27 protein-coding genes and 1 pseudogene are annotated in these 23,505 nt (G+C 42.6%); 9 read left to right on the forward strand and 19 right to left on the reverse strand.

Annotation, left to right across the window (positions count from 1 at the left end; all coding sequences use genetic code 11):
• Window positions 1-10 precede the first annotated feature (10 nt).
• The 4 genes from STYK_RS09580 to STYK_RS09595 all read left to right on the forward strand — a co-directional run bounded on the left by STYK_RS09580 (window position 11) and on the right by STYK_RS09595 (window position 2,610).
• Window positions 11-688 carry a DUF1129 domain-containing protein gene (locus STYK_RS09580; protein WP_261804945.1) on the forward strand — a complete coding sequence of 226 codons (678 nt, stop codon included), beginning with the start codon at window positions 11-13 and terminating at the stop codon, window positions 686-688.
• 15 nt (window positions 689-703) lie between these two features.
• Entirely contained in the window at window positions 704-1,051 is a 348-nt protein-coding gene (locus STYK_RS09585) for a TfoX/Sxy family protein (protein ID WP_261141523.1), read from the forward strand.
• 155 nt (window positions 1,052-1,206) lie between these two features.
• Entirely contained in the window at window positions 1,207-2,241 is a 1,035-nt protein-coding gene (locus tag STYK_RS09590) for a S66 family peptidase (protein WP_084926315.1), read from the forward strand.
• A gap of 105 nt (window positions 2,242-2,346) precedes the next feature.
• Complete coding sequence (locus tag STYK_RS09595; protein ID WP_000166114.1) at window positions 2,347-2,610, forward strand: SemiSWEET family transporter; 264 nt, start codon at window positions 2,347-2,349, stop codon at window positions 2,608-2,610.
• An 84-nt stretch (window positions 2,611-2,694) separates the two neighbouring features.
• Here STYK_RS09595 and STYK_RS09600 read toward each other — a convergent pair whose 3' ends face one another.
• The 3 genes from STYK_RS09600 to mutL are packed head-to-tail and all read right to left on the reverse strand — an operon-like array spanning window position 2,695 to window position 5,826.
• Window positions 2,695-3,258: a DNA-3-methyladenine glycosylase I gene (locus STYK_RS09600; RefSeq protein WP_261804946.1), complete on the reverse strand. Its 564-nt coding sequence runs from the start codon at window positions 3,256-3,258 to the stop codon at window positions 2,695-2,697.
• A gap of 9 nt (window positions 3,259-3,267) precedes the next feature.
• A complete protein-coding gene (ruvA, locus tag STYK_RS09605) occupies window positions 3,268-3,861 on the reverse strand; it encodes a Holliday junction branch migration protein RuvA (RefSeq protein WP_023946825.1) in 594 nt (197 codons plus the stop codon).
• Between the two features lie 15 nt (window positions 3,862-3,876).
• Window positions 3,877-5,826, reverse strand: coding sequence for a DNA mismatch repair endonuclease MutL (gene mutL, locus STYK_RS09610; protein WP_261804947.1), 1,950 nt, complete (start codon window positions 5,824-5,826; stop codon window positions 3,877-3,879).
• Between the two features lie 205 nt (window positions 5,827-6,031).
• Here mutL and STYK_RS09615 point away from each other — a divergent pair, with 205 nt between their 5' ends.
• Together STYK_RS09615 and STYK_RS09620 are read left to right on the forward strand one after the other, a co-directional pair.
• Entirely contained in the window at window positions 6,032-6,472 is a 441-nt protein-coding gene (locus STYK_RS09615; RefSeq protein ID WP_261804948.1) for a LytTR family DNA-binding domain-containing protein, read from the forward strand.
• Window positions 6,469-6,927, forward strand: coding sequence for a DUF3021 domain-containing protein (locus STYK_RS09620; protein ID WP_261804949.1), 459 nt, complete (start codon window positions 6,469-6,471; stop codon window positions 6,925-6,927). The genes STYK_RS09615 and STYK_RS09620 overlap by 4 nt, the downstream gene beginning before the upstream one ends.
• Window positions 6,928-6,974: 47 nt before the next feature.
• Here the strand turns inward: STYK_RS09620 and nrdI are convergent, their stop codons facing one another.
• The 5 genes and pseudogenes from nrdI to STYK_RS09645 all read right to left on the reverse strand — a co-directional run bounded on the left by nrdI (window position 6,975) and on the right by STYK_RS09645 (window position 11,676).
• On the reverse strand, window positions 6,975-7,439 hold the full coding sequence (gene nrdI / locus STYK_RS09625) for a class Ib ribonucleoside-diphosphate reductase assembly flavoprotein NrdI (protein ID WP_261804950.1): 465 nt from the start codon (window positions 7,437-7,439) through the stop codon (window positions 6,975-6,977).
• Window positions 7,440-7,516: 77 nt separating this feature from the next.
• Complete coding sequence (locus STYK_RS09630) at window positions 7,517-8,050, reverse strand: ABC transporter permease (protein WP_049531958.1); 534 nt, start codon at window positions 8,048-8,050, stop codon at window positions 7,517-7,519.
• 65 nt (window positions 8,051-8,115) lie between these two features.
• A complete protein-coding gene (locus STYK_RS09635) occupies window positions 8,116-9,402 on the reverse strand; it encodes a response regulator transcription factor (protein ID WP_261804951.1) in 1,287 nt (428 codons plus the stop codon).
• An 11-nt stretch (window positions 9,403-9,413) separates the two neighbouring features.
• A pseudogene (locus tag STYK_RS09640) lies at window positions 9,414-11,084 on the reverse strand (sensor histidine kinase).
• Window positions 11,062-11,676, reverse strand: coding sequence for a YesL family protein (locus STYK_RS09645; protein ID WP_261804952.1), 615 nt, complete (start codon window positions 11,674-11,676; stop codon window positions 11,062-11,064). The pseudogene STYK_RS09640 and the gene STYK_RS09645 overlap by 23 nt, the downstream one beginning before the upstream one ends.
• Window positions 11,677-11,810: 134 nt before the next feature.
• Here STYK_RS09645 and STYK_RS09650 point away from each other — a divergent pair, with 134 nt between their 5' ends.
• Window positions 11,811-12,380 carry an MptD family putative ECF transporter S component gene (locus tag STYK_RS09650; protein ID WP_261804953.1) on the forward strand — a complete coding sequence of 190 codons (570 nt, stop codon included), beginning with the start codon at window positions 11,811-11,813 and terminating at the stop codon, window positions 12,378-12,380.
• Window positions 12,381-12,409: 29 nt separating this feature from the next.
• On the opposite strand, the gene STYK_RS09655 is transcribed toward STYK_RS09650, so the two are convergent.
• The 11 genes from STYK_RS09655 to STYK_RS09705 form a co-directional block, all read right to left on the reverse strand.
• On the reverse strand, window positions 12,410-13,102 hold the full coding sequence (locus STYK_RS09655; RefSeq protein WP_125386326.1) for a methionine ABC transporter permease: 693 nt from the start codon (window positions 13,100-13,102) through the stop codon (window positions 12,410-12,412).
• Window position 13,103: 1 nt separating this feature from the next.
• Window positions 13,104-14,165 carry a methionine ABC transporter ATP-binding protein gene (locus tag STYK_RS09660; protein ID WP_261022562.1) on the reverse strand — a complete coding sequence of 354 codons (1,062 nt, stop codon included), beginning with the start codon at window positions 14,163-14,165 and terminating at the stop codon, window positions 13,104-13,106.
• On the reverse strand, window positions 14,158-15,531 hold the full coding sequence (locus STYK_RS09665; RefSeq protein ID WP_261022565.1) for a M20 family metallopeptidase: 1,374 nt from the start codon (window positions 15,529-15,531) through the stop codon (window positions 14,158-14,160). Before STYK_RS09665 ends, STYK_RS09660 begins: the two co-directional genes overlap by 8 nt.
• 96 nt (window positions 15,532-15,627) lie before the next feature.
• Complete coding sequence (locus STYK_RS09670) at window positions 15,628-16,482, reverse strand: MetQ/NlpA family ABC transporter substrate-binding protein (protein ID WP_261804954.1); 855 nt, start codon at window positions 16,480-16,482, stop codon at window positions 15,628-15,630.
• A 153-nt stretch (window positions 16,483-16,635) separates the two neighbouring features.
• Window positions 16,636-17,466: an amino acid ABC transporter substrate-binding protein gene (locus STYK_RS09675; RefSeq protein ID WP_261804955.1), complete on the reverse strand. Its 831-nt coding sequence runs from the start codon at window positions 17,464-17,466 to the stop codon at window positions 16,636-16,638.
• Window positions 17,467-17,569: 103 nt separating this feature from the next.
• On the reverse strand, window positions 17,570-17,893 hold the full coding sequence (locus STYK_RS09680) for an AzlD domain-containing protein (protein WP_261804956.1): 324 nt from the start codon (window positions 17,891-17,893) through the stop codon (window positions 17,570-17,572).
• Window positions 17,883-18,578 (reverse strand): AzlC family ABC transporter permease, encoded by a 696-nt coding sequence (locus STYK_RS09685; RefSeq protein WP_084887774.1) that lies wholly within the window; start codon window positions 18,576-18,578, stop codon window positions 17,883-17,885. Before STYK_RS09685 ends, STYK_RS09680 begins: the two co-directional genes overlap by 11 nt.
• Window positions 18,579-18,697: 119 nt before the next feature.
• Window positions 18,698-19,708 (reverse strand): tRNA (adenosine(37)-N6)-threonylcarbamoyltransferase complex transferase subunit TsaD, encoded by a 1,011-nt coding sequence (gene tsaD / locus STYK_RS09690; protein ID WP_261804957.1) that lies wholly within the window; start codon window positions 19,706-19,708, stop codon window positions 18,698-18,700.
• Complete coding sequence (gene rimI / locus STYK_RS09695) at window positions 19,698-20,135, reverse strand: ribosomal protein S18-alanine N-acetyltransferase (RefSeq protein ID WP_261804958.1); 438 nt, start codon at window positions 20,133-20,135, stop codon at window positions 19,698-19,700. The genes tsaD and rimI overlap by 11 nt, the downstream gene beginning before the upstream one ends.
• Window positions 20,132-20,815, reverse strand: coding sequence for a tRNA (adenosine(37)-N6)-threonylcarbamoyltransferase complex dimerization subunit type 1 TsaB (tsaB, locus tag STYK_RS09700; RefSeq protein WP_261804959.1), 684 nt, complete (start codon window positions 20,813-20,815; stop codon window positions 20,132-20,134). Before tsaB ends, rimI begins: the two co-directional genes overlap by 4 nt.
• A gap of 104 nt (window positions 20,816-20,919) precedes the next feature.
• Window positions 20,920-21,135 carry a hypothetical protein gene (locus tag STYK_RS09705; protein WP_000282478.1) on the reverse strand — a complete coding sequence of 72 codons (216 nt, stop codon included), beginning with the start codon at window positions 21,133-21,135 and terminating at the stop codon, window positions 20,920-20,922.
• 280 nt (window positions 21,136-21,415) lie between these two features.
• On the opposite strand from STYK_RS09705, the gene STYK_RS09710 reads away from it, so the two are divergent.
• On the forward strand, window positions 21,416-21,649 hold the full coding sequence (locus STYK_RS09710) for a DNA-dependent RNA polymerase subunit epsilon (protein WP_000639571.1): 234 nt from the start codon (window positions 21,416-21,418) through the stop codon (window positions 21,647-21,649).
• Window position 21,650: 1 nt separating this feature from the next.
• Window positions 21,651-23,330, forward strand: a complete 1,680-nt coding sequence (gene rnjA / locus STYK_RS09715) for a ribonuclease J1 (RefSeq protein WP_050205233.1) — start codon at window positions 21,651-21,653, stop codon at window positions 23,328-23,330.
• Window positions 23,331-23,505 lie beyond the last annotated feature (175 nt).

Genomic DNA, 23,505 nt, shown 5'->3' on the forward strand with positions numbered 1-23,505 from the left:
AGGAGTTCCTATGTCTCAGATTGATCTACAAAAATTAACCAAGAAAAACCAAGAGTTTGTCCACATCGCTACCCAACAATTCATCAAAGATGGGAAAACAGACGCTGAAATCAAGGCTATTTTTGAAGAAGTTATTCCCCAAATCCTTGAGGAGCAATCTAAAGGTACAACTGCTCGTTCTCTTTATGGTGCACCAACTCATTGGGCTCATAGTTTCACTATCAAAGAACAATATGAAAAAGAGCATCCCAAAGAAAATGATGATCCAAAACTGATGATTATGGACTCAGCCCTTTTCATCACTAGCCTCTTTGCCCTCGTCAGCGCCCTCACTACTTTCTTTGCGGCAGATCAGGCTTTCGGCTATGGATTTGTCACTCTCCTTTTAGTTGGACTTGTTGGTGGATTTGCCTTCTACTTGATGTACTACTTTGTTTACCAATATTATGGACCAGATATGGACCGCAGTCAACGTCCGCCTTTCTGGAAATCTGTACTAGTTATCCTAGCTTCTATGTTCCTTTGGTTGCTTGTTTTCTTTGCAACAAGCTTCCTACCAACTAGCCTTAACCCAGTACTTGCTCCATTGCCACTAGCTATTATCGGAGCAGCCCTCCTAGCCCTTCGCTTCTATCTCAAGAAACGCTTGAACATCCGAAGTGCAAGCGCGGGCCCATCACGTTATTAAGAAAAGTGAAAAGCTATGGCATATAGTCAATCCTTAGCTCAGCAGATTCGAAAAATTCTAGCACTCAAACTTCCTCCACAAATTTTCGAAGAAGAGTTAGAAGAAAAGAAACTGTTTGGTGGCCTGGCCTTTATGATTCGTGGGAAAATGGTCCTTACAGTCAGTTCCAGAAAGGACGAGCTGGTTATGGTGAGAATTGGAAAAGAAACGGAAAAGCAAGTTCTACCCCGAATAGGAGCTCATACTACATTGATGAGAGGGCGACCTTATCATGGCTATATAGACCTAGATATCGAAGGTCAAAAAGAACTGCCTTACTGGATTGATTTAGCCCTCTCCTATAATCAAGAGTTGACCAAGTAACTCATATCCAGCGAGATTAGAAAAACGAAAAGCAACTGCATAGGCGGTTGCTTTTTCACTTGCTTGCCTACAAGCTTCCCTCTACCCTTTTCCCTATAGTTTTCTCCCATCTTTTATGATAAAATAGGCTCAATCTATTTCTAGGAGGATGAGATATGGTTTCTACTATTGGTATTGTTAGTTTATCTAGTGGCATTATCGGTGAAGACTTTGTCAAACACGAAGTGGACTTGGGTGTCCAACGTCTCAAGGATTTGGGACTCAATCCTATCTTTTTGCCCCATTCGTTAAAAGGATTAGACTTTATCAAGGACCATCCTGAAGCCCGTGCGGAGGATTTGATGCAGGCCTTTTCGGACGATAGCATCGACATGATCCTATGCGCCATCGGTGGAGACGATACCTATCGCTTACTACCTTATCTTTTTGAAAATGACCAACTCCAAAAGGTTATCAAACAAAAAATATTTCTTGGTTTCTCAGATACAACCATGAACCATCTCATGTTGCATAAACTAGGTGTTAAAACTTTTTATGGTCAATCCTTTTTAGCAGACATTTGTGAATTGGACAAGGAGATGTTGCCCTATAGCTTTCACTACTTTAAAGAATTGATTGAGACTGGAAGAATCTCAGAAATCCGCCCTAGTCACGTTTGGTATGAGGAACGAACTGATTTTAGTCCCAAGGCTCTGGGGACAGCTCGTGTCAGTCATGCAAACACTGGTTTTGACTTGTTGCAAGGAAATGCCCAGTTCGAGGGAGAAATCCTCGGTGGTTGCCTTGAATCCCTCTACGATATCTTTGACAACTCTCGATACACAGACAGCACGGAGCTCTGTCAAAAGTACAAACTTTTCCCTGACTTGTCAGACTGGGAAGGTAAGATCCTCTTGCTAGAGACAAGCGAAGAAAAGCCTGAGCCGGAAGACTTCAAAAAGATGTTGCGGGCTTTAAAGAACGCTGGTATATTCGAGGTCATCAGTGGACTCCTGGTCGGAAAACCTATGGATGAAACTTTCTATGACAACTATAAAGAGGCACTATTGAATATTATTGACAGCAATATCCCGATTATCTATAATCTAAATGTCGGCCACGCAACTCCAAGAGCCATTGTACCCTTTGGGGTCCATGCTCATGTAGATGCACAGGAACAAGTCATTCGCTTTGACTATAACAAAAAATAAATAGTTTCTCTATTTTTGTGCTTTTGTATTCGTTTTCGTTACAATTTGTATCTGAATTTATTGCATTTCGCTAATTTCTATGATATCCTTTTGAAGGAGGTGTATATGACAAAACAAAAAATTAATCGAATCGTAGGTTCTATTGGTGCCTTTATTGGAATTATAGTATTTATTGCCTACATACCTCAAATTATCGCTAATTTACAAGGAAATAAAGCTCAACCATTTCAACCTTTATCAGCTGCTATATCTTGCTTAATCTGGGTTATTTATGGATGGACAAAAGAACCTAAGAAGGATTGGATACTAATCATTCCAAATTCAGCCGGTGTTATTTTAGGTGGAATCACTTTTTTGACTTCACTCTAACAAATCTAATAGTATATATAAAAAGCTGGGAAAAGTTTCTCAGCTTTTTTCTATATTCTCAGATATGCTAGTTACCTGTACATACTAATGACCGCTTTTCCACTCACAATCATTCTCGTGGTCGTCAATCAGGCCTGCTGCTTGTAGAAAAGACAAGACAGCGACTGGTCCTGTGAACTTGAAATCTCGTTTTTTGAGATCTTTGGCTAATTTCTCAGACAAAGGTGTTTTAGCTGGGGCTTGGCGATAATCGGAAACATCGTTAACGATCGTTTTCCCCTCAACAAAAGACCAAAGATAGGCATCAAAAGAGCCGTACTCTGCCTGTAATCGTAGAAAGGCTTGGGCGTTAGCGCGTGTAGCAAAAATCTTGGCTCTATTTCGGATGATGGCTGGATTATCCAGCAAGGCTTCCAATTCGGTGTCGGTCATCTCTGCGACCGCTTGAATTTGATAGCCATGAAATACTTTTCGGAAAGCCTGGCGTTTGTTTAGTACCGTTTCCCAAGACAGGCCCGCTTGATAGGTTTCCATACACAATAACTCAAACAATGCTTGGTCATCATGGAGGGGATGACCCCATTCCTCATCATGATAGGCAATGTAGAGTTGATTGGTCATCTTGACCCACGAACAACGTTTTGTCATGCTCTGCTCCTATTTGACCAACATTTTAAGGGCCGACTTGATGTAGTTCTCAGCTGTATCTGTCGTTCCTTCAAAGAATTTCTTGATTTTCTTGAGCTCTGTTGCCTTGTAGCCCAGTGCCAACATGGCTTCCATAGCTTCTTCCAGTTCTTTGTTTTCAGCGCTAGCTTGCACTGGCACCTTGGCAGGAAGATCATCTCCTGCAACTACTACCTTGCCTTCCAAGTCCAGCACCATCTGCTGGGCTGTTTTCTTGCCAATTTTAGGGAACTTAGTCAAGTAGGTGATATTCTTGGTTTCAATGGCTTGAACCAAGCCAGCATTGTCATCAGCAGCGATAATAGCAAGAGCTGATACAGGCCCAATCCCAGACACCGAAATTAGACTAAGAAAGAGCTTTTTCTCATCTTCTGAGCGAAATCCATAAAGCAGATGGGCATCCTCACGCACGACCTGATGCACATAAATTTGAGCCTCTTGATTGATCTGTCCCGAGTAAGCATAGGGGTTAGCTACATGCAGGATATAACCTATACCATTGGTTTCAAGAACAATGTATTTAGCAGTGATTTTGGTAATGATTCCTTTTAAATATTCGTACATAGTTTTCCTTTTAGTTTAATATTTCCCCAACTCACGGAGACTGGTGTGATTTTCCTGAATACGTCGGAACATCTTTTCCATATCTGACTTGGTAAAATGCACTAAAACAGGACGTCCGTGGGGACAGTTATAGGGATTGTCACATTGAGAAAGTTGATAAAGCAACTGTCTGGCCGAATGGTCGTCAATACGATGGTTGGCCTTGATAGACCGCTTGCAGGACATCATGATAGCCAGCTCTGCTCGATATTTCTTGATAGAAACTTCCTTGGTCAAAAGGAGCATGTCGCACATCTCATAGATACCTGATTCAATCTCTTCTTCTGCCATCCAAATAGGATGTTCACGTAAGATGAATTGATTTTCTCCGTACTCTGCTAGAAAGACGCCCACTTCCTCCAAAAGAGGCATTCTTTCCTTGAGATGAAGAGCATCATCCGCTGGAAATTCAAATATATAGGGCACTAGGAGTTGCTGCTGGCTCTGGTCAACATTGCCAATGCTTTCACGGTACTCCTCGTACTTAACCCGTTCCTGCGCCGCATGCTGGTCTATGATGTAGAGCCCATCTCGCCCTTGGGCAAAGAGATAAGTCCCGTGCATTTGCCCGAAAAATTCCAACTCTGGGAAGCTGGATGATTCTTCTCGCTCCAGCTTGTCATAAGCCTTATCAAGACTCGCAATGTCTAACTCTGGGTGATCTAGCTGGTCGTAGTTAGCAGGTTTTCTCTCTGCAAAATGCAGTTTTGCTGGCTTAGTCAATTGGTCCAAGGTTTCCTTGGCAAACAAGGTTAAGTCCTGCCCTTCCTCATTTAATTCTACCTGATAATCAGCCACCTCAGCTTGACTGGATCTAGTCGGCTCTGTTTTCTCATAGTAGAGCGTATTTTCTTTGAGTGGGAGAATGGTCTGCTCCACCTTCTCACGATTGCGCACGGTCGATTTGGCAAGATTTTCCAAGGCATCTGGAATCAAGGTTTGCTCCTTAAGACTCTTAGAAATAGCTTCTGAAACCAAGGCCATCAATTCTTTTTCCTTGGAAATCCGCACCTCTTGCTTGGTTGGGTGCACATTGACATCCGCTAGATAAGGGTCGATATGAATGTGAATGACAGCCAGTGGAAAACGGCCTACCATAAGCTTACTGCCATAGCCGTCTAGAATTGCACGATTGAGTAAAAAATTCTTGATATAACGGCCATTGATGAAGAGACTGATATAATTGCGATTGGCTCTAGTCAACTCAGGCAGGGAAACAAAGCCTGAAATTTCGAAATCAAGATCAGAGTTCTCAATTTCAATCATCTTCTTGGCACTCGCCAAACCGTAAATCCCTGCGATTGCTTGGCGCAGTTGTCCAGTCCCTGCTGTCCGCGTCATTTCCTTGCCATCACTAATCAAGCTAAAAGAAATCTCAGGATGGGCCAAGCCCAGACGGTTGACAATATCAATGATATGAGACAACTCTGCTTGCTGGCTCTTCATATACTTGAGGCGGGCAGGCGTGTTGAAGAAGAGGTCCTCCACACAAACCTTGGTCCCCACAGGACTAGTCGCTGGGACGACTTCTTCAACTTCTCCTCCACGCGCGACGAGCTTGGTTCCATGACTTGCACCATCCATCGCCGTCAACAGAGTCAGTACACTGACAGACGCGATAGAGGGCAGAGCTTCACCACGAAAACCAAGCGTCCGAATCCGAAAAAGATCTGCTTGATTTTTTATCTTACTGGTTGCATGGCGACGCAGGGCTAATTCTACTTCATCGTGGGCAATTCCATGGCCATTATCTGTGATTTGGATTTTCTTGAGACCAGCTTCCTCAATCTCAACGATAATCTGACTAGAACCCGCGTCAATAGCATTTTCTACCAACTCTTTAACCACACTTGCAGGACGTTCGATAACCTCTCCTGCCGCAATCTGGTTTGCCAGCACCTCTGGCAATTCAATAATATGAGACATCTTTCAGCCCCTTTCTATATCTATTTTCCTAGAAATTGATTAGTGCTATTATACCATATTTCAGATAGGACAGAAAAGCTCCACCACATAGAAGCCAAATCCCTCCACATAGACAAAGTCCCTTGCAAGAGGGCATAAAATAGTGTTTAATAAGGATATACAGGAAGTGATCACAACCTTGTATAACTGAAAAGGAGAGAAATTTATGAAAGTAGAACTACAGATTAGTGAAACTTACGAAGAGGAAAAGCTGATTGTTCAAGCACCTCAGCCGACAGATAAAATCCAGAAAGTCATCGAGTTCGCAGAAAATCTTGACCAAAAAGAAACAATCAAAGGAAAGATTGATGATCAGGTCTATCTAGTTAAGATTGGTAAGATACAACGCTTCTATATCGAAAATCGGAAGGTTCTAGCAGAAACAGCAAGTCAGACCTACAATATTGATTTACGGCTCTATCAGGTCCTTGAAATTCTGCCAACCAATTTTATCCAAATTTCCCAATCAGAAATCATCAATATCGATTCCATCTCTCATCTCAAGCTCACCCCCAACGGCCTAGTAGAAATTTTCTTGAAAAACGAAAGCTTCACCTACTCTTCACGCCGTTATCTAAAAACCATCAAGGAGAAATTAGAACTATGAAAAAACAAATCTTCCACGACGCAGCTACTGGTGTCCTCATCGGCCTCATCCTCTCTATCATCTTTTCACTCATTTATGCACCAAATACCTACGCACCACTAAATCCCTACTCTCTCATCGGCCAAGTGATGGCTCAACATCAGATTCACGGTGCCCTGGTCTTGCTCTACTGCACACTGATTTGGGCAGCTATCGGTATGCTCTTCAACTTTGGCAACCGCTTATTCAGCCGTGACTGGAGCATGCTTCGTGCCACTCTGACTCATTTCTTCCTTATGCTGGCTGGCTTTGTCCCACTGGCAACTCTTGCTGGTTGGTTCCCTTTCCACTGGATTTTCTACCTCCAGCTCATTATCGAGTTTGCGATTGTCTATCTCATCATCTGGGCTATTCTCTATAAAAGAGAGGCTAAAAAAGTAGATCACATCAATCAACTCTTGGAGCATAAAAAGTAAGAGTGCTGATAAAACCACTTGGAATAATAAAAAAGTCAAGCCTAAGCTCAACTTTCCAAATCATACAAATCTGAGATAATAGCTGCGACATGTTTGATATCTTCCAGCATGCCTCGCATTTCAAAGTCAGCCAATACAGGAAAGCCAAAGCGTTGACTGTATTGCTTGGCTGTTAGGCAGTATTGGTTATTAAAGTTACGATTTCCTGACCCAACCACACCAAAACACTTACTAGCATTGTTACCATAGGCAATAAAATCTCCCACCGGTGTCGTCAAAATCTCAACATCTCCGTTATCCACGCCATTCCCACCTTCGAGATAGGTCGGCAAAAAAGCGACATAGGGATGGTCCATTTCATAGAAATTTTTGCCTTCCTTGACCAAATCCTTGATATGAATCTTTTGGACCTCAATCCCCTCGTACTGGGACAAGAGATAGTCTTTCAGGCGGGTCACAAAACTCTCAGTGTTGCCGCTCAGACTGATATAAACTAAAGAAATTGTCTTCATATTTACCTCCATGATTTTATCTATAATCGAAAAATAACTACCAAGATTGTATCTTGATAGTTATTTTTTGTCAATACTTAGACAAGATCTTCTGTTTCCTCTTCTTCTGCCAAAGCTTTTTGTTGACGCCACATCTTATAGAAGACAAGGGCTAGGAAAAGAACATTGATGACGATATAGAAAATGCTAACAGCTTTTGAACCAATACTCATCCCTAAACGCATAGTCTCATCTTGAACCAATTGCACAGCGTCTTGCAAAGTCACATAGCTATAAATTGAACCAATAATAGCTAACAAAACATAGCCAACATAAGTATAATTTGCATATTGCAAATTCTTACGAACAAGGAAGACAATTGCTACTACCACTAAAATAGCAGATAGCACAATCAAGGCACTGTTAAAAATAGAATGAGATGCTTCTGCTACTCTATAGGTGTAATTAAGCTGGTCTTCTAATTGCTGAGCACTAATCCCTTCAATAGTTTTTTGAGCAGCACGAAGGGCTTCTTTGCTAGGTAAGGGGCTCAACATTCCAAACAGAGACGTAGCTGAAATAAGAGCAGACAAGATTAGCAAGACCCATAGATAAATTGGTTTCTTTTTCATGATAGAACCTCCTGATATTATTATTTATTTTATATTATAGCACCTTTTGTAAGGGAATACAAATCTTATAGTATAGTTTCTACCTGTTTTCGGTAGGCTTTTGGCGATTTTCCGCACAATTTTCGGAACACTTTATAGAAATATCCCACGTTACTGTAACCAACAGCATAACAAATATCTTCGATACTGTCACTAGTCGAAAGCAAGAGCTGTTGGGCAGCCTTAATGCGTTGTTTGTTTAGTAATTCTGCGAAGGTCGAATTGGTTTCTCGCTTAATCAACTGCCCCAGATAAACAGGATTGATAAAGAGATCCTTACTGATATCCTTGAGCGAAAGTTCTTTCTGATAATCACGCCCAATGACTTCTAGCACACTAACCACATTTTCATTCATTCGATATTGCCCAAAAAAGCGGGTCAGAGTTTCCTTAATATAAGGAACCAATTCATCAAAGGATTGAATAGCATGAATCGTTTTGACAATATCCGTTAAATCATCAGCTTTTAGATGTTCAAACAAGTGAAAGACATCCATGACAAATTGGATAAAAAGCTGCTTGGTAATCGGAACACGAGGTGTATTTTCAAGAACTACCTTCTCCAAGAGGTTCAACTCTTCTACGATTTGGTTGAGATCCCCCTGAATGATAACCCTATAAATCGGTTCGTAATAGGCAAAGAGACTCTCAGACTGTTTTAAATTTACAGAACCGTAAAAGAGGGCCTTCTCAGCATTCAGCTTCCAGCGTTCAAAGTATTCTTGATAAGGGGCTTCAAAGGGAGTAACGACTAAACCATCTAGGGGTTGATCAGAAATGAAAATCTGCCAATCTTGTCCTAACACATAGTAGGGAATGGTGAAAGAGCCTTGTTTTTCCTTGGATAGGCCTATCCACCAATTCTCCTTACCTCCTAGATAACTAACAAATCCAGCCTCATCTAAATCTTGACTGAGGGTCTGACTTTTCTTTCCTCTCTCGCCGAGCTGACCTGCAATCTTCTCCAGCAGATTTCCCAACTCTACCTTATCAACAGGCTTGACCAAATAGTCCACCACACTAAGGTTCATTGCTCTTTTTACATAATCAAACTCCTGATAACCTGAGAGTAGGATATAGGCTGCATCTGGTAAGATTTCTTTCATCTCCCGAATCATATCAAGCCCTGTTTTATCGGGCATATTGACATCGGAAATGACCACATCGACAGGATTTTCCTGAACATATTCTAGGGCTTCATCGGCATGACTGGCTGTTGCGACGACCTCCATATCCCACTTATCAAAGGGAATCAAACGTTTCAGACCTTCTGTCACCATGTACTCATCATCTACTAATAATACTTTATACATTTTCTCCCTTTCTACTCATCTTGAATTGTAATACGATACTGAACACCTGCTTGCTCCGCAGACTCTATAGTAATGGCATAGCGGTCCCCAAAATAGAGCACAAAACGCTCATGTACATTGACAATCCCGATAGACTGCTTTTGATCACTGTAACTGGCTTGGTGTTCAAAATGTCTCTGCCTTAATTTTTCTCGGATATTTGCCAGTTTTTCAGCCGACATACCACGGCCATTATCGACCACTAAAATTTCCACAAAACCATCCTGTTTAAGAGCCTTGATACTAATCACATTATCTGTCCGTCTATGGTCAACACCATGCGCGAAATAGTTTTCTACCAGCGGTTGCAAGGTAAACTTAGGAATTTTCATATTCTCTAGCTCTGGGTCTATCTTGAAACCATAGGCAATGGACTTGGGATAGCGAACCATGCAGAGATAGCTGTATTTACGACAAAATTCTAATTCCTGTTTGAGAAGGGTCTCTCTTTCGTCGGAAATATTGTTACGCAAGAGACTACTGAATTCATAAATGATATCTGCCAACTCATCTTGACTTTGCATAACTGCATACATACGCAAAAACTCCAGCGTATTATACATAAAATGAGGATTGATTTGAGCCTGTAAGGCTCGCATATTGGCATCCTTTTGACTAAGCTCTAACTGATAAATATCATGGATATTCTTTTCTAATCGATCCAACATATCATTGGTCGTCTCCGCGATTAGGAGCAATTCCTGATCCTTTTCAAGCGTATCAATGCGAAGACCTTCTTGCCCTTGGGCAATAGCTTGGATGGAATCCACCAAATCCACTACCTGCTTTTGATAATTAGCAAAAGTCTGCCTCAAAGTCAGATAGAGAATGACAATAAAGAGAAGGCTCAAACCCACAATCAAAGCAGAGCTAGCCACTGTTCCTTGTAAAACAAAGTTTTTAGGAACTGCCACCTGAACCTGATATCCATGAGAAGTCATACCAACAAACCAGTTCTCATGTTCCCTATTGACCCTCTCACCAATATGAAAAATCTCCGTATCAAATGGTGATGTCACAGTAACAGCCATCGGAATATGACCTCAGGTATTGTCAATAGCATGGTATAAAACTTCTGGATCCAAGGAGATGTAAATCACTCCTATAGATTGATCCGTTGCTGGGTCCAGAACTGGAATTCCAAAACTATTGACCTCTGGTTTAAAGGCCTCAGCAGGCAAGATATGACCACTTCTTTTATCCCTTGTTGACACATAAACTTCTTTAAAATCCTGCAAGACGATTGCAACACCCGTTATAGAGTCATTTTGGACATAAAGATCATCAATGTTTTCATACAGAGAAATAGAAGTTGACGAAGCCGCTTGATGCTCCAACAGCCAATAAAAATACTCAGAAGTTGACAAGCTAAAGTACTTATAAACCCCTTGTATCCGTTCTTGATTAGCTACTAAATCTTGCGCCAGTTGGGCTGATTCCCGATAATAATACTCCACCTCATCGACTGTTCGAGTGGTTACACGCTGGGCTACTCTTTGAGCTTCCTTTTCCCGTGAATCCCAGTCAGCGTAAGAGAGTAAGATTGCAAAACTCGCAATAATAATCATCATAACTGAACTGTAGGTTCTTAGAAGCGTATGTAGCCAAAACTGCTTCATTCTATTTTGTCGCCAATTTTTCATGGATACTTTCATAGACCGGTTCCAACATATCACTGATAAAGAAATGCCACATCCCAATTCCTACAAAGAAAAGTAGGGCAGGCATATAGTAACCAATTGTCACAAGTAGCACTGTCCCAAGGAGAACCTTGGCCACAGCCGCTAAGCTCATAAAGATGCCAATAAAGGATAGTTTGAGACTATTTCGATAGGACAAATCAAAATAAACTTGTAATTTCAAAGATACTGTATAAGCCAAAAACAGCAGGGCAACTACTAGAACATTCAAAAAGGTCGCAATCAAATGAATAATAGTCTGATGAGGCAATTGCACCAAGAGATACAGGCCATAGACCAAAACTAGATCCACCCCTAAAAAGCTATAGAAAATCAGGTTGCTGGAGACAAAATTTTGCTTATAAAGAGACCAAGCCTCCTTCAAACTGTATTCCCGAAAGCTATAACCATGTTCTGCATATAGGCTCATCAAGGTGGCACTAGCCGGCGCTAGACCAAGGATAATCCCTCCTGCCAATGTTAATAGCCAAAAGAAGGCTGTCGCAATCATCCCTAAAAAGAAACGATTAAAGACAAAGTCTAAAAATCTCCCCATGATATCCTCCTAAAAATAACTATGAAACTATTATATCATATTTCAAGCGTTTTCAAAAACTTCTAGTATCCATTTACAATCCCATCAAACCATGGTAAAATGAGAATTATGAAAAAATTATCAGGAGACAATTCATGAAAAAATCTATCTTAACTACACTGCTTTTTGCAGTTCTTTACTTCCTCTGCATGGGGGTTGGTGTCCTTTTGGGCAATCTCTTTGACCAAACTGGAAACATGTTTTATGCGCCTGCCTTTACTGCCCTTGTCGGCGGTAGCGTCTATATGATCCTAGTCGCAAAAGTTCCGCGCTTTGGAGCCATTACCACTATCGGCCTTGTCATGGCCCTCTTTTTCTTGGGGACTAAACACGGTGCCGGTGCCTTCCTTCCTGGAATTATCTGTGGTCTCCTAGCAGATGGAGTAGCTAACCTCGGAAAATACAAGGACCAAACAAAGAACCTCCTTTCTTTCCTTATTTTTGCCTTTAGCTCAACTGGCCCAATCTTGCTTATGTGGATTACACCCAAAGCCTATATGGCAACCCTTCTAGCAAGAGGAAAATCGCAAGAATATATCGACCGTATCATGGTCGCACCAAACCTTAGAACCGTCCTACTATTTATCGCAAGTATTGTCATCGGAGCCCTAGTGGGTGCTTTGATTGGACAAGCCTTGAGTAAAAAATTGGCACAGAAAATCTGATTACTAAAAAAGAGCCCGGCGGCTCTTTTTTATTTATGGCTCAATTTCTTAGTCAAGAAATCTCCCAAGAATTGGATTGCAAAGATAATCAAAATGATAACGATGGTTGCCAAGATGGTCACATCGTGATTGTAGCGGTTAAATCCATAAGCGATAGCCACGTTACCAATACCACCAGCTCCAACCGCACCAGCCATAGCTGTTTCTCCAACAAGAGAAATCAAGGTCACAGTTGTCACACGGATCAAATCTGGAAGGCCTTCTGATAGGTAAACACCTACGATATCCCAGAATGTCGCTCCGCTAGCTTGAGCCGCCTCAATAACACCACCATCTAGCTCAGCCAATACCACCTGCACCTGACGGGCAAAGAAGGCAAAGACTGCAAAAGATAGCGGTACGATAGCCGCATTTGGACCAATGCTTGTTCCTACGATTAGATGAGAGAAGGGTGACAAGACTGCCAAGAGAATGATAAATGGAACCGCACGGAAAATTGAGGTAATCTTGTCTAAAATCCAGAAGACGACCTTATTTTCCAAAACACCACCTGGCGCTGTCAAGACAAGGAAAAGACCTGCCACTAGCCCCAAGAAACCTCCGATGATGAAAGAAAGAACTGTCATATAAAGAGTTAGATAGATGGCTGTTCCCCAGCCTGCCTGACCAGCCCAGCCCATTTTATAGACATTTGGCAAATAGGTTTGAATCAATGATTCCATCTTACTGTCCTCCCTTCAATACTTTTAGTTGTACGCCTGCTTGACGAATGGCTTCTTGGGCGCCTGCCAACGCTGCTTTTTCACCTGACAAAACCACCACCAATTCTCCAACAGGAGTTCCATCGAGAATTTCGATATTTCCATAAAGGATATTAGCCGTTACTTGATAATGCTTGTACAATTCATTCAAAAGTGGCTCGTCTGTTGAAGCTCCAGCATACTTGAGTTGCACCAAGAGACTGTTTTCAGACAAGTGTTCCACGATTTCTTGCTTCTCAATCTTGACCATGGCTTCGTCAATACCTGTCGCTGTTGAGATAAAGTCTTGGGTCAAAGGTTGTTTAGGGTCTGAGAAGATTTCAAGGACACTGCCCTCTTCAATCAAATGCCCATCCTGCATAACTGCCACACGATTGGCAATATCTTTGACAATCTGCATTTCATGCGTAATCAAGACAACAGTCAAGCCTAATTTTTGGTTCAAATCTTGCAACAAGGCCAAAATCTGCTTGGTTGTCTTAGGGTCAAGGGCAGAAGTTGACTCATCTGAAATCAAGATTTTTGGATCATTTGCCAAGGCACGCGCAATGGCCACACGCTGTTTTTGCCCTCCAGATAGTTGTGAAGGGTAGTTTTCAGCACGGTCTGCTAAGCCAACCAAGTCCAACAACTTAGCTACTTTAGCCTTCTTTTCTTCCTTGCTGAGTCTAGAGTGTTTGAGGGCAAAGGCTACATTCTCCTCTGCAGTCTTCTGACTCATGAGGTTAAAATGCTGGAAAATCATTCCAATATCTTGACGTTTACGACGCAACTGCTCGGCCGTCAAAGTAACCTTACCATCAAAAATCACATCGTCGTCAATAGTAATTTTCCCTGCAGATGGTTTTTGCAAGAGGTTAATCACCCGTACAAGGGTTGATTTCCCTGCTCCAGAATATCCAACGATTCCGTAGATATCCCCTTCTTGGATGTGAATGGTCACATCCTTGACCGCTGTGATGGTTCTCTTCTTCTGATGAAAAGTCACATCGATCTGATTTAACTTGATAATATCTCTACTCATAGCTTCTAATCAGCTCCTCTACTAATTCAATATGGGTGTAGTAATCGGCGATTCGCACGTTCTCATCTCCACCGTGGTCTCGACTGTTGGCATTTCCTAGACCGAAGGCCACCATTGGCACCTCTAGGGCATCAAAGACCGTATGCATAGGCCCTGTACCCGCTGTCGTCGGCAAGACTGAAACGCCCTGTGGATAGAATTTCTTGGCCAACTCAATCACATTGAGAATGGCTGGTGCGCTCATATCGCTTCGATAGCTCATCTCTCCCAAGGTATAGTATAATTCTACCTTATCAAAGCCATTTTTGTCTAGCTGTTCCCGAATTTTTTCCAGAACATCATGCGGTTCTAGACCAGGAACCAAACGAACCTCTAGCTTAGCACTGGCTTCTGCTGGCAAAATCGTTTTGACTCCTTGTCCTTGATAACCTGACTGAATCCCTTCGATATTAAGAGCTGGCTCAAAAAAGAAACGTTTTAGAAAGGCTGCACGGTCCTCTTGTAAGAGAGGCAATTCCAAACCATAAATCTGGCTGATTTCCCCTGGATTTCGTTGAGCGTAGGTATCCACCAAAGCCAATTCACGTTCATTTGGTTTTTGAACTTCTTCGTACAAACCTTCAACCAAGATACGACCATCTGCAGCGCGAAGAGACTGTAAGGCTTGGAGGAGATACCAAGGAGCTGATTCCACAACCCCACCATAACTAGAGTGGATATCGACATCAGCGCTTTTCACCTTGGCATCAAAGGTCACAATCCCCTTATTTCCACCAGAAATTTCCAGCTGTTCCAAAGCATTTTTGGTTCCTTGTTCCCATACCAACAAATCCGCACCACGGAGTTTATCCGCATGTTTTTCCAGATACTTATCTAGGTCTGTCGAAGCCGATTCCTCCGCTCCCTCCATGATAAAACTGATATTGACAGGCAGGTCATCATGGTGCTGCATATATTTTCTCAAAGCACTCAAGCGAGCCGTGATATGACCCTTATCGTCATCAACCCCACGTCCATACATGAAACCATTGCGCACCGAAAGAGTAAAAGGATCTTCTGTCCAGACCTGATCCCCATCCGCTGGCACAGTGTCATAGTGGTTATAGAAAATCAAGGTCTTGGCATCTGGACGCGAACTCTTGAAATGCGCCATAACAAAGGGCGCCGTATAAGTCTCATCAATCTCCACTTCAGCCCCAACACGCTTGAAAATCTCACCCAGATAATTTGCGACTTCTTTGAGACCCACCTGCTGGGCAAAGACTGATTTCTTAGAAATCAAGGTACGCAAAACCTCAAAATAATGCTGGGCTACATGATCCTTTTCAAATTTTTCAATTTGTTCTTGTTCGCTAGGAAAAACCATATTCTCTCTACCTTTCTATGAACTACTTTTTCTGACAATCCCTGCTCTATACAAAAGCAAGAGGTGGAATTCTCTCTCCCACCTCCCTGTTTCTTATTACCAAACTGGTTGATCCAAACCGTCTGATGTTTCTTCGATAACTTTTTTCACTTCATCTGTATGGTAAGCTGCAACAACTTTCTTGATAGCATCAGCCTTTGGTGATGATTCCCAATCTTTTTTCGCAACAATGATGTTGTACCATTGTTTTGAGTTTTCATCAGCTTGTTCTTTGAAGAGTGCTTTCTTGTAGTCCAATTTTGCTTCTGTAACGAAGGTATTGTTTACAACGGCAGCGTCAACTGATGACAATGAACGAGCTGTTTGGCTAGCATCCAATTCAGTGATTTTCAAGTTCTTTGGATTTTCTTTGATATTAGCAACTGTTGCAAGGGCAGTTCCAGAGACATCCAATTTAATCAAGCCAGCTGATTGAAGCAAGTAAAGCGCACGGCTTTCGTTTGTAGCGTCATTCGGTACAGCGATTTCTCCGTTTGCTGGGATGTCTTCTACTTTAGTGTACTTGTTGTCACTTCCATTCAAACCTGAGTAAAGACGGATTGGAGAGATATAAGTATCTGCAATCGCTACAAGGTCTTTCCCGTTTTCTTTGTTCCAGTTGTTCAAGAAGTTATAGTGTTGGAAAGCGTTCAAGTCTACTTCGCCATCAGCAGTTGCCTTGTTTGGTTGTGAGTAATCTGTGAACTCTGTAAATTCCAAAGTGATACCGTCTTTTTTAACCAATTCTTGGATTTTGTCCCAACGTTTTTCTTCAGAACCGCTACGGTTAACAGTTGCGATTTTGATAGTTGTTGCATTGTCTGCTTTCTTTTGTGAGTTTCCGCAAGCGGTAAGAGCCAAACCTGCGACTGTAGCAAGGGCTGCTACACCAAGCCATTTTTTGATTTTCATGATTCTTTCTCCTTAAAAATAATACCGTACTAGTATCTCACAATTTGTTTGATTTCACAAATTGTTATTAGATAATCAGATATATAGTTTAAAACTATATACTTAAAAATTGAGAAATCACCCACCTGATTCAGAATGGATGATTTCAAAAAATTATTTAATATCAGCTTCTGCTGGTAGGTAAGTGTCTCCAAAGAATTGTTTAGACAACTTTTCAAGAGTTCCATCTTTGTAGAGTTCTTGGATACGTTTGTCTACAAATGTTTTCAACTCATCTTGACCTTTGGCAAGAAGTGGGTAAACGTAAGGTTGTTGGTCGCTTGGAAGTTCAATAACTTTCAAGTTGTCCAAACCTTGGTTCTTGATCACTGTTTCAACACCGATTTTATCAAAAATCTTGTAGTCAAATTGGCCATCGCTCAAACGTACCATGATTTGTTGGAAGTCTGCCTTAGTATAGTTAAGGATAGTTGGGTTGTCTGCGTGTTGTTTGTTATATTCCTCCAACTGTTTAGCTGATGTAGTAGCTTGAACGATCTCTGTCGATTTTCCACCGATATCAGCGAGAGACTTGATGCTAGAGTCGTCTTTCTTCACTACAAGGACATTAGGATTTTGTGCAATTGGGGCTGCATAGAGGTATTTCTCCGCACGTTCTTTAGTGTAACTAAGATTATTGACAGCCATATTGTAGCGGTCAGCATCAAGACCTGCAAAGACACCTGACCACTCTGTCTTTTCAAACTTGACATCATACTTGTCAGAGTCTTTAAAGATAGCGCGAACAACTTCAATCTCGTAACCAGTCAATTCGCCATTTTCTTCATAGATAAATGGTTTTGGTGAGCCATTGGTTGCAACGATAATTTCTTTCTTGCTAGCTGCTTCTCCTTCTTTCTTAGCACCACCTGAGCAAGCTGCTAGCACACCTGCAGCAACAAGCCCCAGGGCAGCAAGAGATGAGTATTTAACGATTTTTTTCATGTCATTTCCTCCAAAATAGAATACCTTATAATCTTAACAGAAAAAGAGCATTTACGCCATTATATGATATCTATCTCTGTGATAAGTTTTCTTTATGACTGATTTAAAAGACCAAACGCAAGACGGCAATCAAGACCACTCCGAAGAGAACCGTTCCGACTAGATTGCGATAACGAAAGGCCACCCAAGCTGTTGGAAAGACGGCTAAGAAGTCTAGCCATTTAATTTGAGATAAGTTACCAACCTTGCCTGTCACTACGCTTGAAAGAATCAAGGCAAAGATAATAGAAACGGGCAAGAACTTCAAAAAACGCTCAACGATCGCAGGCAAACCCTTATACTTGACTAAAATGAAGGGAATCATACGGGGAATCCAGGTCACCAAGCCAGAGAAAATAACTGCTAATAAAAGATACTTACTGACCATCTAAAACCACCCCCATTGTACAACCAAGTAACGTCGCAAACAGAACAGCTAGCGACTGAGACACCACTGTCAAGAGCAAAAAGAAGGATACCGCAACAACCGCTAGGATAATGAGCAGATTGCGGACAGGAATCCGTCTTTGCATAATCTGGAATTGCGAAGCAAAAATTCCGATGAACATCCCAACAAGAGCAAAATCCAAGCCAACGATTTCTGGATTTGGCAGTAGGCCACCCAGAGCCGTTCCGACAACTGTCCCAACAAACCAAGCCACATAGCTGTTGAGATTGTTTCCGTGCATCCACATAGGATTGACCTTGTCTGTATGGGCCAATTCGCCCATCAAAACGCCATAAGTCTCATCCGTCAAGAGACTAGACATACCGATATTTTGCCAGAGACTGGTATGACGGAAATAGGTCGACGCATGCAAACTCAACAAAAAAAGACGCAAATTGATTAGAAAAACCGTCATGGCAATGGCTGCCACAGGTGCTTGAACCGCAATCAGTGCCAGCATAGCAAACTGGGCACTCCCAGCATAAACAAAGAGACTCATCAAGCCCATCTCAACAGGTGTCACATAGGGCGCACCGATAATCCCACAGGCAAGGCCAATACTGACATAACCAAGGGCTGTTGGCATAGCTGCCTGCGCCCCCTCCCAAAATCCTTTTTCTTTCATCTTTCTCCTCATATTGTCTTAATAAATAAGCTGAATCAATTCCAGCAACAGCATGGACTATTATAACACATTCAGGAAAGAGAAAAAAGTCTGCTGATTGTAATCAGACAGACTCCATTTTATTCCATCGTATCAAAAGCAAGACTTGGTTTGGCATTGAGGTCCAGGCCTGCGAAGTTTTCTTTGTTCCACTCGCTGACGCTGGCATAGGCAATCATACCTGCATTATCTCCGCAGAGGCGCAGAGGTGGGATGATAACCTTGACATCTGTGATTTCGGTCGCTAGGCGTTCTCTGAGGCCTTTATTTGCTGCCACACCACCTGCTACGACTAAGGTTTTAACAGGGTATTTCTCCAAAGCTTTCTTAGTTTTTGCCATGAGAATATCCAAGACAGCTGCTTGGAAGGAAGCACACAAATCCTCTGTGGACAAGCTTTCTCCCTTTTGCTCGGCATTGTGATGAAGATTGATAAAGGCAGACTTCAAACCTGAGAATGAAAACTCCAGATTATCTTCCTTAATCATGGCACGAGGGAAATCATAAATATCCTGCCCCTGATGAGCTAGCTCGTCAATCTCACGACCGGCAGGATAGGTCAAGCCCATGACACGGCCGACCTTATCATAGGCCTCACCAACCGCGTCATCTCGCGTTTCTCCAACAATCTTGTAGTCACCAGCCTCGGAAACATAGACCAACTCCGTATGTCCACCGCTAACCAAGAGGGCTAGCAAGGGAAACTCCAAAGGGTCCACGCTCTGAGCCGCCATGAGGTGACCAGCCATGTGGTTAACAGGGATCAGCGGAAGTCCGTGAGCCCAAGCAAAGGCCTTAGCAGCTGACAAACCAACTAGTAAGGCTCCGACCAAGCCCGGTCCATAGGTAACCGCCACAGCTGTCACGTCCTCCTCGGTAATCCCTGCTTCTGCTAATGCCTCCTCGATACAGGCTGTAATGATCTCGACATGGTGACGACTGGCTACTTCTGGCACTACGCCCCCGAAACGTTTGTGGCTCTCGATTTGACTGGCAATGACATTGGACAAGAGCTCATCGTCGTTTTTCAAGACGGCGACACTAGTCTCATCACAGGATGTCTCAAATGCTAAAATATATCTATCCTTCATCTACTTCTCTCTTCATGATGATAGCGTCCTCGACTGGATCATGGTAGTAGGCCTTTCTCTCAGCGATGACAGCCATCTTTTCTTTCTTGTAAAATGCTTGCGCTCGATGATTTGAACTTCTGACTTCAAGAAAAATCTCTTTATCTGTCGGCAATTGAGCAAATAAAGCAGAGGCTATCCCCTGGCCTCGATAGGCTTCTTTGACAGCTATTTGCAGGACTTCTGCCTCAAAGATATTTTCCTGTACAGCTAGAAAACCAATCACTTCTGCCCCATCATAAGCTAGAGCATACCAAGTCTGGTCTTGAGCCAGGTCTGCTTGGATTTGTTCCAGCGTCCAAGGACTGACTGGGTAAATAGCTGCCATAACAGCATAGATGGCTTTAGCTAGATCAGGCTGTTGTTGGATTCGTTTGATTTCTATCATAGGCGTTTAATGTAAGACTCGCCAGACTCAGTGTGATTCTTGAGCCAGTTTTCCTCGGCTTCGACACGCTTGAGGTAGTTCGGCACAAAATCATGCAAGGAGTCTGCTTCCTTGTCCCAAGCCAAAAGAGCAAGATTGGCTGCATTAGGCAAGGTTTCTTTGTAATTAGTCCTTGGCAAGTGTTCTTGAATTTGCTCCACAAAGGGGGCAACTTCTCCGACAAAGGTAACCTGACTAGCACCCTTGATTAGCTCAATCACTCGCTCAAAGGGCAGGTGTGCTTCTGGCATGACAGGTTTAGCATTTTCATAAAATCCTGCATAAACATTATTGCGACGCGCATCCATCAAGGGGACGAACAAGCCTTCTTGTTGGTAGGGCACCAGAGCCAAGAGGCTAGACATACCAACCAACTCGATGTTCAGAGTGTGAGCTAAGATTTTGGCAGTTGCTACCGCAATTCGCAAACCTGTGTAGCTACCTGGCCCTTCCGCCACCACGATTCGGTCCAAATCCTTGGGTGTCCAATCCAAACTTGCCATCAAAAAATCGATGGCAGGCATAAGGGTAATACTGTGATTTTTCTTGATATTAATCGTCGTCTCGGCAAGAACCTGCTTGTCCTCTAAAATAGCGAGAGAAAGAGCCTTGCTGGACGTATCAAAAGCTAATACTTTCATAACACATTCCTATCTTTTTGTCTGCTTACTATTATACTACAAAAGCTGGCACATGGGAATTTTCTTTATCCCCAAACAAAAATGCCCCAGCATGAGCAGGGCATCTAAGCATTTAATCCAAAGTAAAATACAAACCAAACGACATAGGTTACAAGGAGGAGAAAAAGCGAGTAGAGAGTCACAAAGGTAATTTTCCACAAGAACTTGGTTTGTCGTCGTTCCAGTTTGGCAAATAGAAGATTCCCCGCATAAACGCAAGCAACAAAAACAATAAAAGCTACCAAGCGAGCTCCGATAGCAAAAGCAAATAAGTTATACATAGGGCAACCTCCTTTACTTAAAATCTATAGTGAATTAAGACAAACGATAAATTCCACTTCCATTTTCAAAATAACATATTTTCTTTATTTTTGCAAACGCTTACTAAATAAATCGTCCCATGACTTTCTCGTTTCCGTCTTTTACTAATTTTTCATTTTGTGGTATAATTGAAATAATTGTAACGAATCAAGGTCAATCTAGACACAAAATGGAATGAAATCAAGCAAATCTATGCTAAAAGTTTGGAATAAGCTGACCTGTAAAATAGAAAGGAACTATATGATTTACAAAGTTTTTTATCAAGAAACAAAAGAACGTAGCCCACGTCGTGAAACAACACGCGCACTATACCTAGACATCGATGCTAACTCAGAACTTGAGGGCCGTATCGCTGCTCGCCAACTTGTCGAAGAAAATCGCCCAGAGTACAATATCGAGTATATCGAACTCTTGTCTGACAAATTGCTAGATTACGAAAAAGAAACTGGCGCCTTCGAAATTACGGAGTTCTAATATGGCCTACACTCTTAAACCTGAAGAAGTCGGCGTTTTTGCCATCGGTGGTCTGGGAGAAATCGGGAAAAACACATACGGAATTGAATACCAAGACGAGATTATCATCGTCGATGCTGGGATTAAATTCCCAGAAGATGACTTGCTTGGTATCGACTATGTTATCCCTGACTACTCTTACATAGTCGACAATATCGACCGCGTCAAGGCTGTTTTGATTACCCACGGACACGAGGACCACATCGGTGGGATTCCTTTCCTACTCAAGCAAGCAAATGTCCCTATCTATGCTGGACCGCTTGCCTTGGCTTTGATCCGTGGAAAACTCGAAGAACACGGCCTCTTGCGCAACGCCAAACTTTACGAAATCAACCACAATACTGAGTTGACCTTTAAAAATCTCAAGGCAACTTTCTTTAGAACGACTCACTCTATTCCAGAACCTTTGGGGATTGTCATTCATACTCCTCAAGGGAAAATTGTCTGTACGGGTGACTTCAAGTTTGACTTAACACCAGTTGGTGAACCAGCAGATTTGCACCGTATGGCAGCTCTTGGTGAAGACGGTGTACTCTGTCTCCTGTCTGACTCGACAAATGCAGAAATTCCAACCTTTACCAACTCTGAAAAAGTCGTTGGCCAGTCCATCATGAAGATTATCCAAGGCATAGAGGGACGTATCATCTTTGCATCCTTTGCCTCAAATATCTTCCGTCTCCAACAAGCAACAGAAGCCGCTGTTAAGACTGGACGCAAGATTGCGGTCTTTGGTCGTTCTATGGAAAAGGCCATTGTCAACGGAATCGACCTTGGCTACATCAAAGCTCCTAAGGGAACCTTTATCGAGCCAAATGAAATAAAAGACTACCCTGCAGGCGAGATTCTTATCCTCTGTACAGGTAGTCAAGGCGAGCCGATGGCAGCCCTCTCTCGTATCGCCAACGGAACCCACCGTCAGGTGCAACTCCAACCAGGTGATACGGTTATCTTCTCTTCTAGCCCAATCCCTGGAAACACTACTAGCGTCAACAAGCTGATTAACATCATTTCAGAAGCTGGTGTCGAAGTTATCCACGGTAAAGTGAACAATATCCATACATCTGGACACGGTGGTCAGCAAGAGCAAAAACTCATGCTCCGCTTGATTAAGCCAAAATACTTCATGCCTGTCCACGGTGAATACCGCATGCAAAAGGTCCACGCTGGACTAGCAGTAGATACTGGTGTTGAGAAGGACAATATCTTTATCATGAGCAATGGTGATGTGCTTGCCCTTACTGCTGACTCAGCTCGTATCGCAGGTCATTTCAACGCCCAAGATATCTATGTCGATGGAAATCGTATCGGTGAAATCGGCGCAGCTGTCCTCAAAGATCGTCGTGATCTATCTGAAGACGGTGTCGTTCTGGCAGTCGCAACTGTTGACTTCAAATCGCAGATGATTCTGTCTGGTCCAGACATCCTCAGCCGAGGCTTTGTCTACATGAGAGAGTCTGGCGATTTGATTCGCCAAAGCCAGCGTATCCTCTTCAATGCAATCCGTATCGCACTGAAAAACAAGGACGCTAGCGTTCAATCTGTCAATGGTGCCATTGTCAACGCTATTCGCCCCTTCCTCTATGAAAATACAGAACGTGAACCGATCATCATCCCTATGATCCTCACACCAGATGAAGAATAATACTCTTCGAAAATCTCTTCAAACCACGTCAGCTTCGCCTTGCCGTATATATGTTACTGACTTCGTCAGTTCTATCTACAACCTCAAAGCAGTGCTTTGAGCAACCTACGGCTAGCTTCCTAGTTTGCTCTTTGATTTTCATTGAGTACAAGTCAACAAAACAGCCCCGTCTTCG

Origin of the sequence: Streptococcus toyakuensis (genome assembly GCF_024346585.1) — a bacterium.
Taxonomy (GTDB): domain Bacteria; phylum Bacillota; class Bacilli; order Lactobacillales; family Streptococcaceae; genus Streptococcus; species Streptococcus toyakuensis.

Bases quoted from the DNA above. Each gene is read 5' to 3' on its own strand.
- STYK_RS09580 (WP_261804945.1), top strand. From the start codon at position 11: ATGTCTCAGATTGATCTACAAAAATTAACCAAGAAAAACCAAGAGTTT.
- STYK_RS09585 (WP_261141523.1), top strand. From the start codon at position 704: ATGGCATATAGTCAATCCTTAGCTCAGCAGATTCGAAAAATTCTAGCA.
- STYK_RS09590 (WP_084926315.1), top strand. From the start codon at position 1,207: ATGGTTTCTACTATTGGTATTGTTAGTTTATCTAGTGGCATTATCGGT.
- STYK_RS09595 (WP_000166114.1), top strand. From the start codon at position 2,347: ATGACAAAACAAAAAATTAATCGAATCGTAGGTTCTATTGGTGCCTTT.
- STYK_RS09600 (WP_261804946.1), bottom strand. From the start codon at position 3,258: ATGACAAAACGTTGTTCGTGGGTCAAGATGACCAATCAACTCTACATT.
- ruvA (WP_023946825.1), bottom strand. From the start codon at position 3,861: ATGTACGAATATTTAAAAGGAATCATTACCAAAATCACTGCTAAATAC.
- mutL (WP_261804947.1), bottom strand. From the start codon at position 5,826: ATGTCTCATATTATTGAATTGCCAGAGGTGCTGGCAAACCAGATTGCG.
- STYK_RS09615 (WP_261804948.1), top strand. From the start codon at position 6,032: ATGAAAGTAGAACTACAGATTAGTGAAACTTACGAAGAGGAAAAGCTG.
- STYK_RS09620 (WP_261804949.1), top strand. From the start codon at position 6,469: ATGAAAAAACAAATCTTCCACGACGCAGCTACTGGTGTCCTCATCGGC.
- nrdI (WP_261804950.1), bottom strand. From the start codon at position 7,439: ATGAAGACAATTTCTTTAGTTTATATCAGTCTGAGCGGCAACACTGAG.
- STYK_RS09630 (WP_049531958.1), bottom strand. From the start codon at position 8,050: ATGAAAAAGAAACCAATTTATCTATGGGTCTTGCTAATCTTGTCTGCT.
- STYK_RS09635 (WP_261804951.1), bottom strand. From the start codon at position 9,402: ATGTATAAAGTATTATTAGTAGATGATGAGTACATGGTGACAGAAGGT.
- STYK_RS09645 (WP_261804952.1), bottom strand. From the start codon at position 11,676: ATGGGGAGATTTTTAGACTTTGTCTTTAATCGTTTCTTTTTAGGGATG.
- STYK_RS09650 (WP_261804953.1), top strand. From the start codon at position 11,811: ATGAAAAAATCTATCTTAACTACACTGCTTTTTGCAGTTCTTTACTTC.
- STYK_RS09655 (WP_125386326.1), bottom strand. From the start codon at position 13,102: ATGGAATCATTGATTCAAACCTATTTGCCAAATGTCTATAAAATGGGC.
- STYK_RS09660 (WP_261022562.1), bottom strand. From the start codon at position 14,165: ATGAGTAGAGATATTATCAAGTTAAATCAGATCGATGTGACTTTTCAT.
- STYK_RS09665 (WP_261022565.1), bottom strand. From the start codon at position 15,531: ATGGTTTTTCCTAGCGAACAAGAACAAATTGAAAAATTTGAAAAGGAT.
- STYK_RS09670 (WP_261804954.1), bottom strand. From the start codon at position 16,482: ATGAAAATCAAAAAATGGCTTGGTGTAGCAGCCCTTGCTACAGTCGCA.
- STYK_RS09675 (WP_261804955.1), bottom strand. From the start codon at position 17,466: ATGAAAAAAATCGTTAAATACTCATCTCTTGCTGCCCTGGGGCTTGTT.
- STYK_RS09680 (WP_261804956.1), bottom strand. From the start codon at position 17,893: ATGGTCAGTAAGTATCTTTTATTAGCAGTTATTTTCTCTGGCTTGGTG.
- STYK_RS09685 (WP_084887774.1), bottom strand. From the start codon at position 18,578: ATGAAAGAAAAAGGATTTTGGGAGGGGGCGCAGGCAGCTATGCCAACA.
- tsaD (WP_261804957.1), bottom strand. From the start codon at position 19,708: ATGAAGGATAGATATATTTTAGCATTTGAGACATCCTGTGATGAGACT.
- rimI (WP_261804958.1), bottom strand. From the start codon at position 20,135: ATGATAGAAATCAAACGAATCCAACAACAGCCTGATCTAGCTAAAGCC.
- tsaB (WP_261804959.1), bottom strand. From the start codon at position 20,815: ATGAAAGTATTAGCTTTTGATACGTCCAGCAAGGCTCTTTCTCTCGCT.
- STYK_RS09705 (WP_000282478.1), bottom strand. From the start codon at position 21,135: ATGTATAACTTATTTGCTTTTGCTATCGGAGCTCGCTTGGTAGCTTTT.
- STYK_RS09710 (WP_000639571.1), top strand. From the start codon at position 21,416: ATGATTTACAAAGTTTTTTATCAAGAAACAAAAGAACGTAGCCCACGT.
- rnjA (WP_050205233.1), top strand. From the start codon at position 21,651: ATGGCCTACACTCTTAAACCTGAAGAAGTCGGCGTTTTTGCCATCGGT.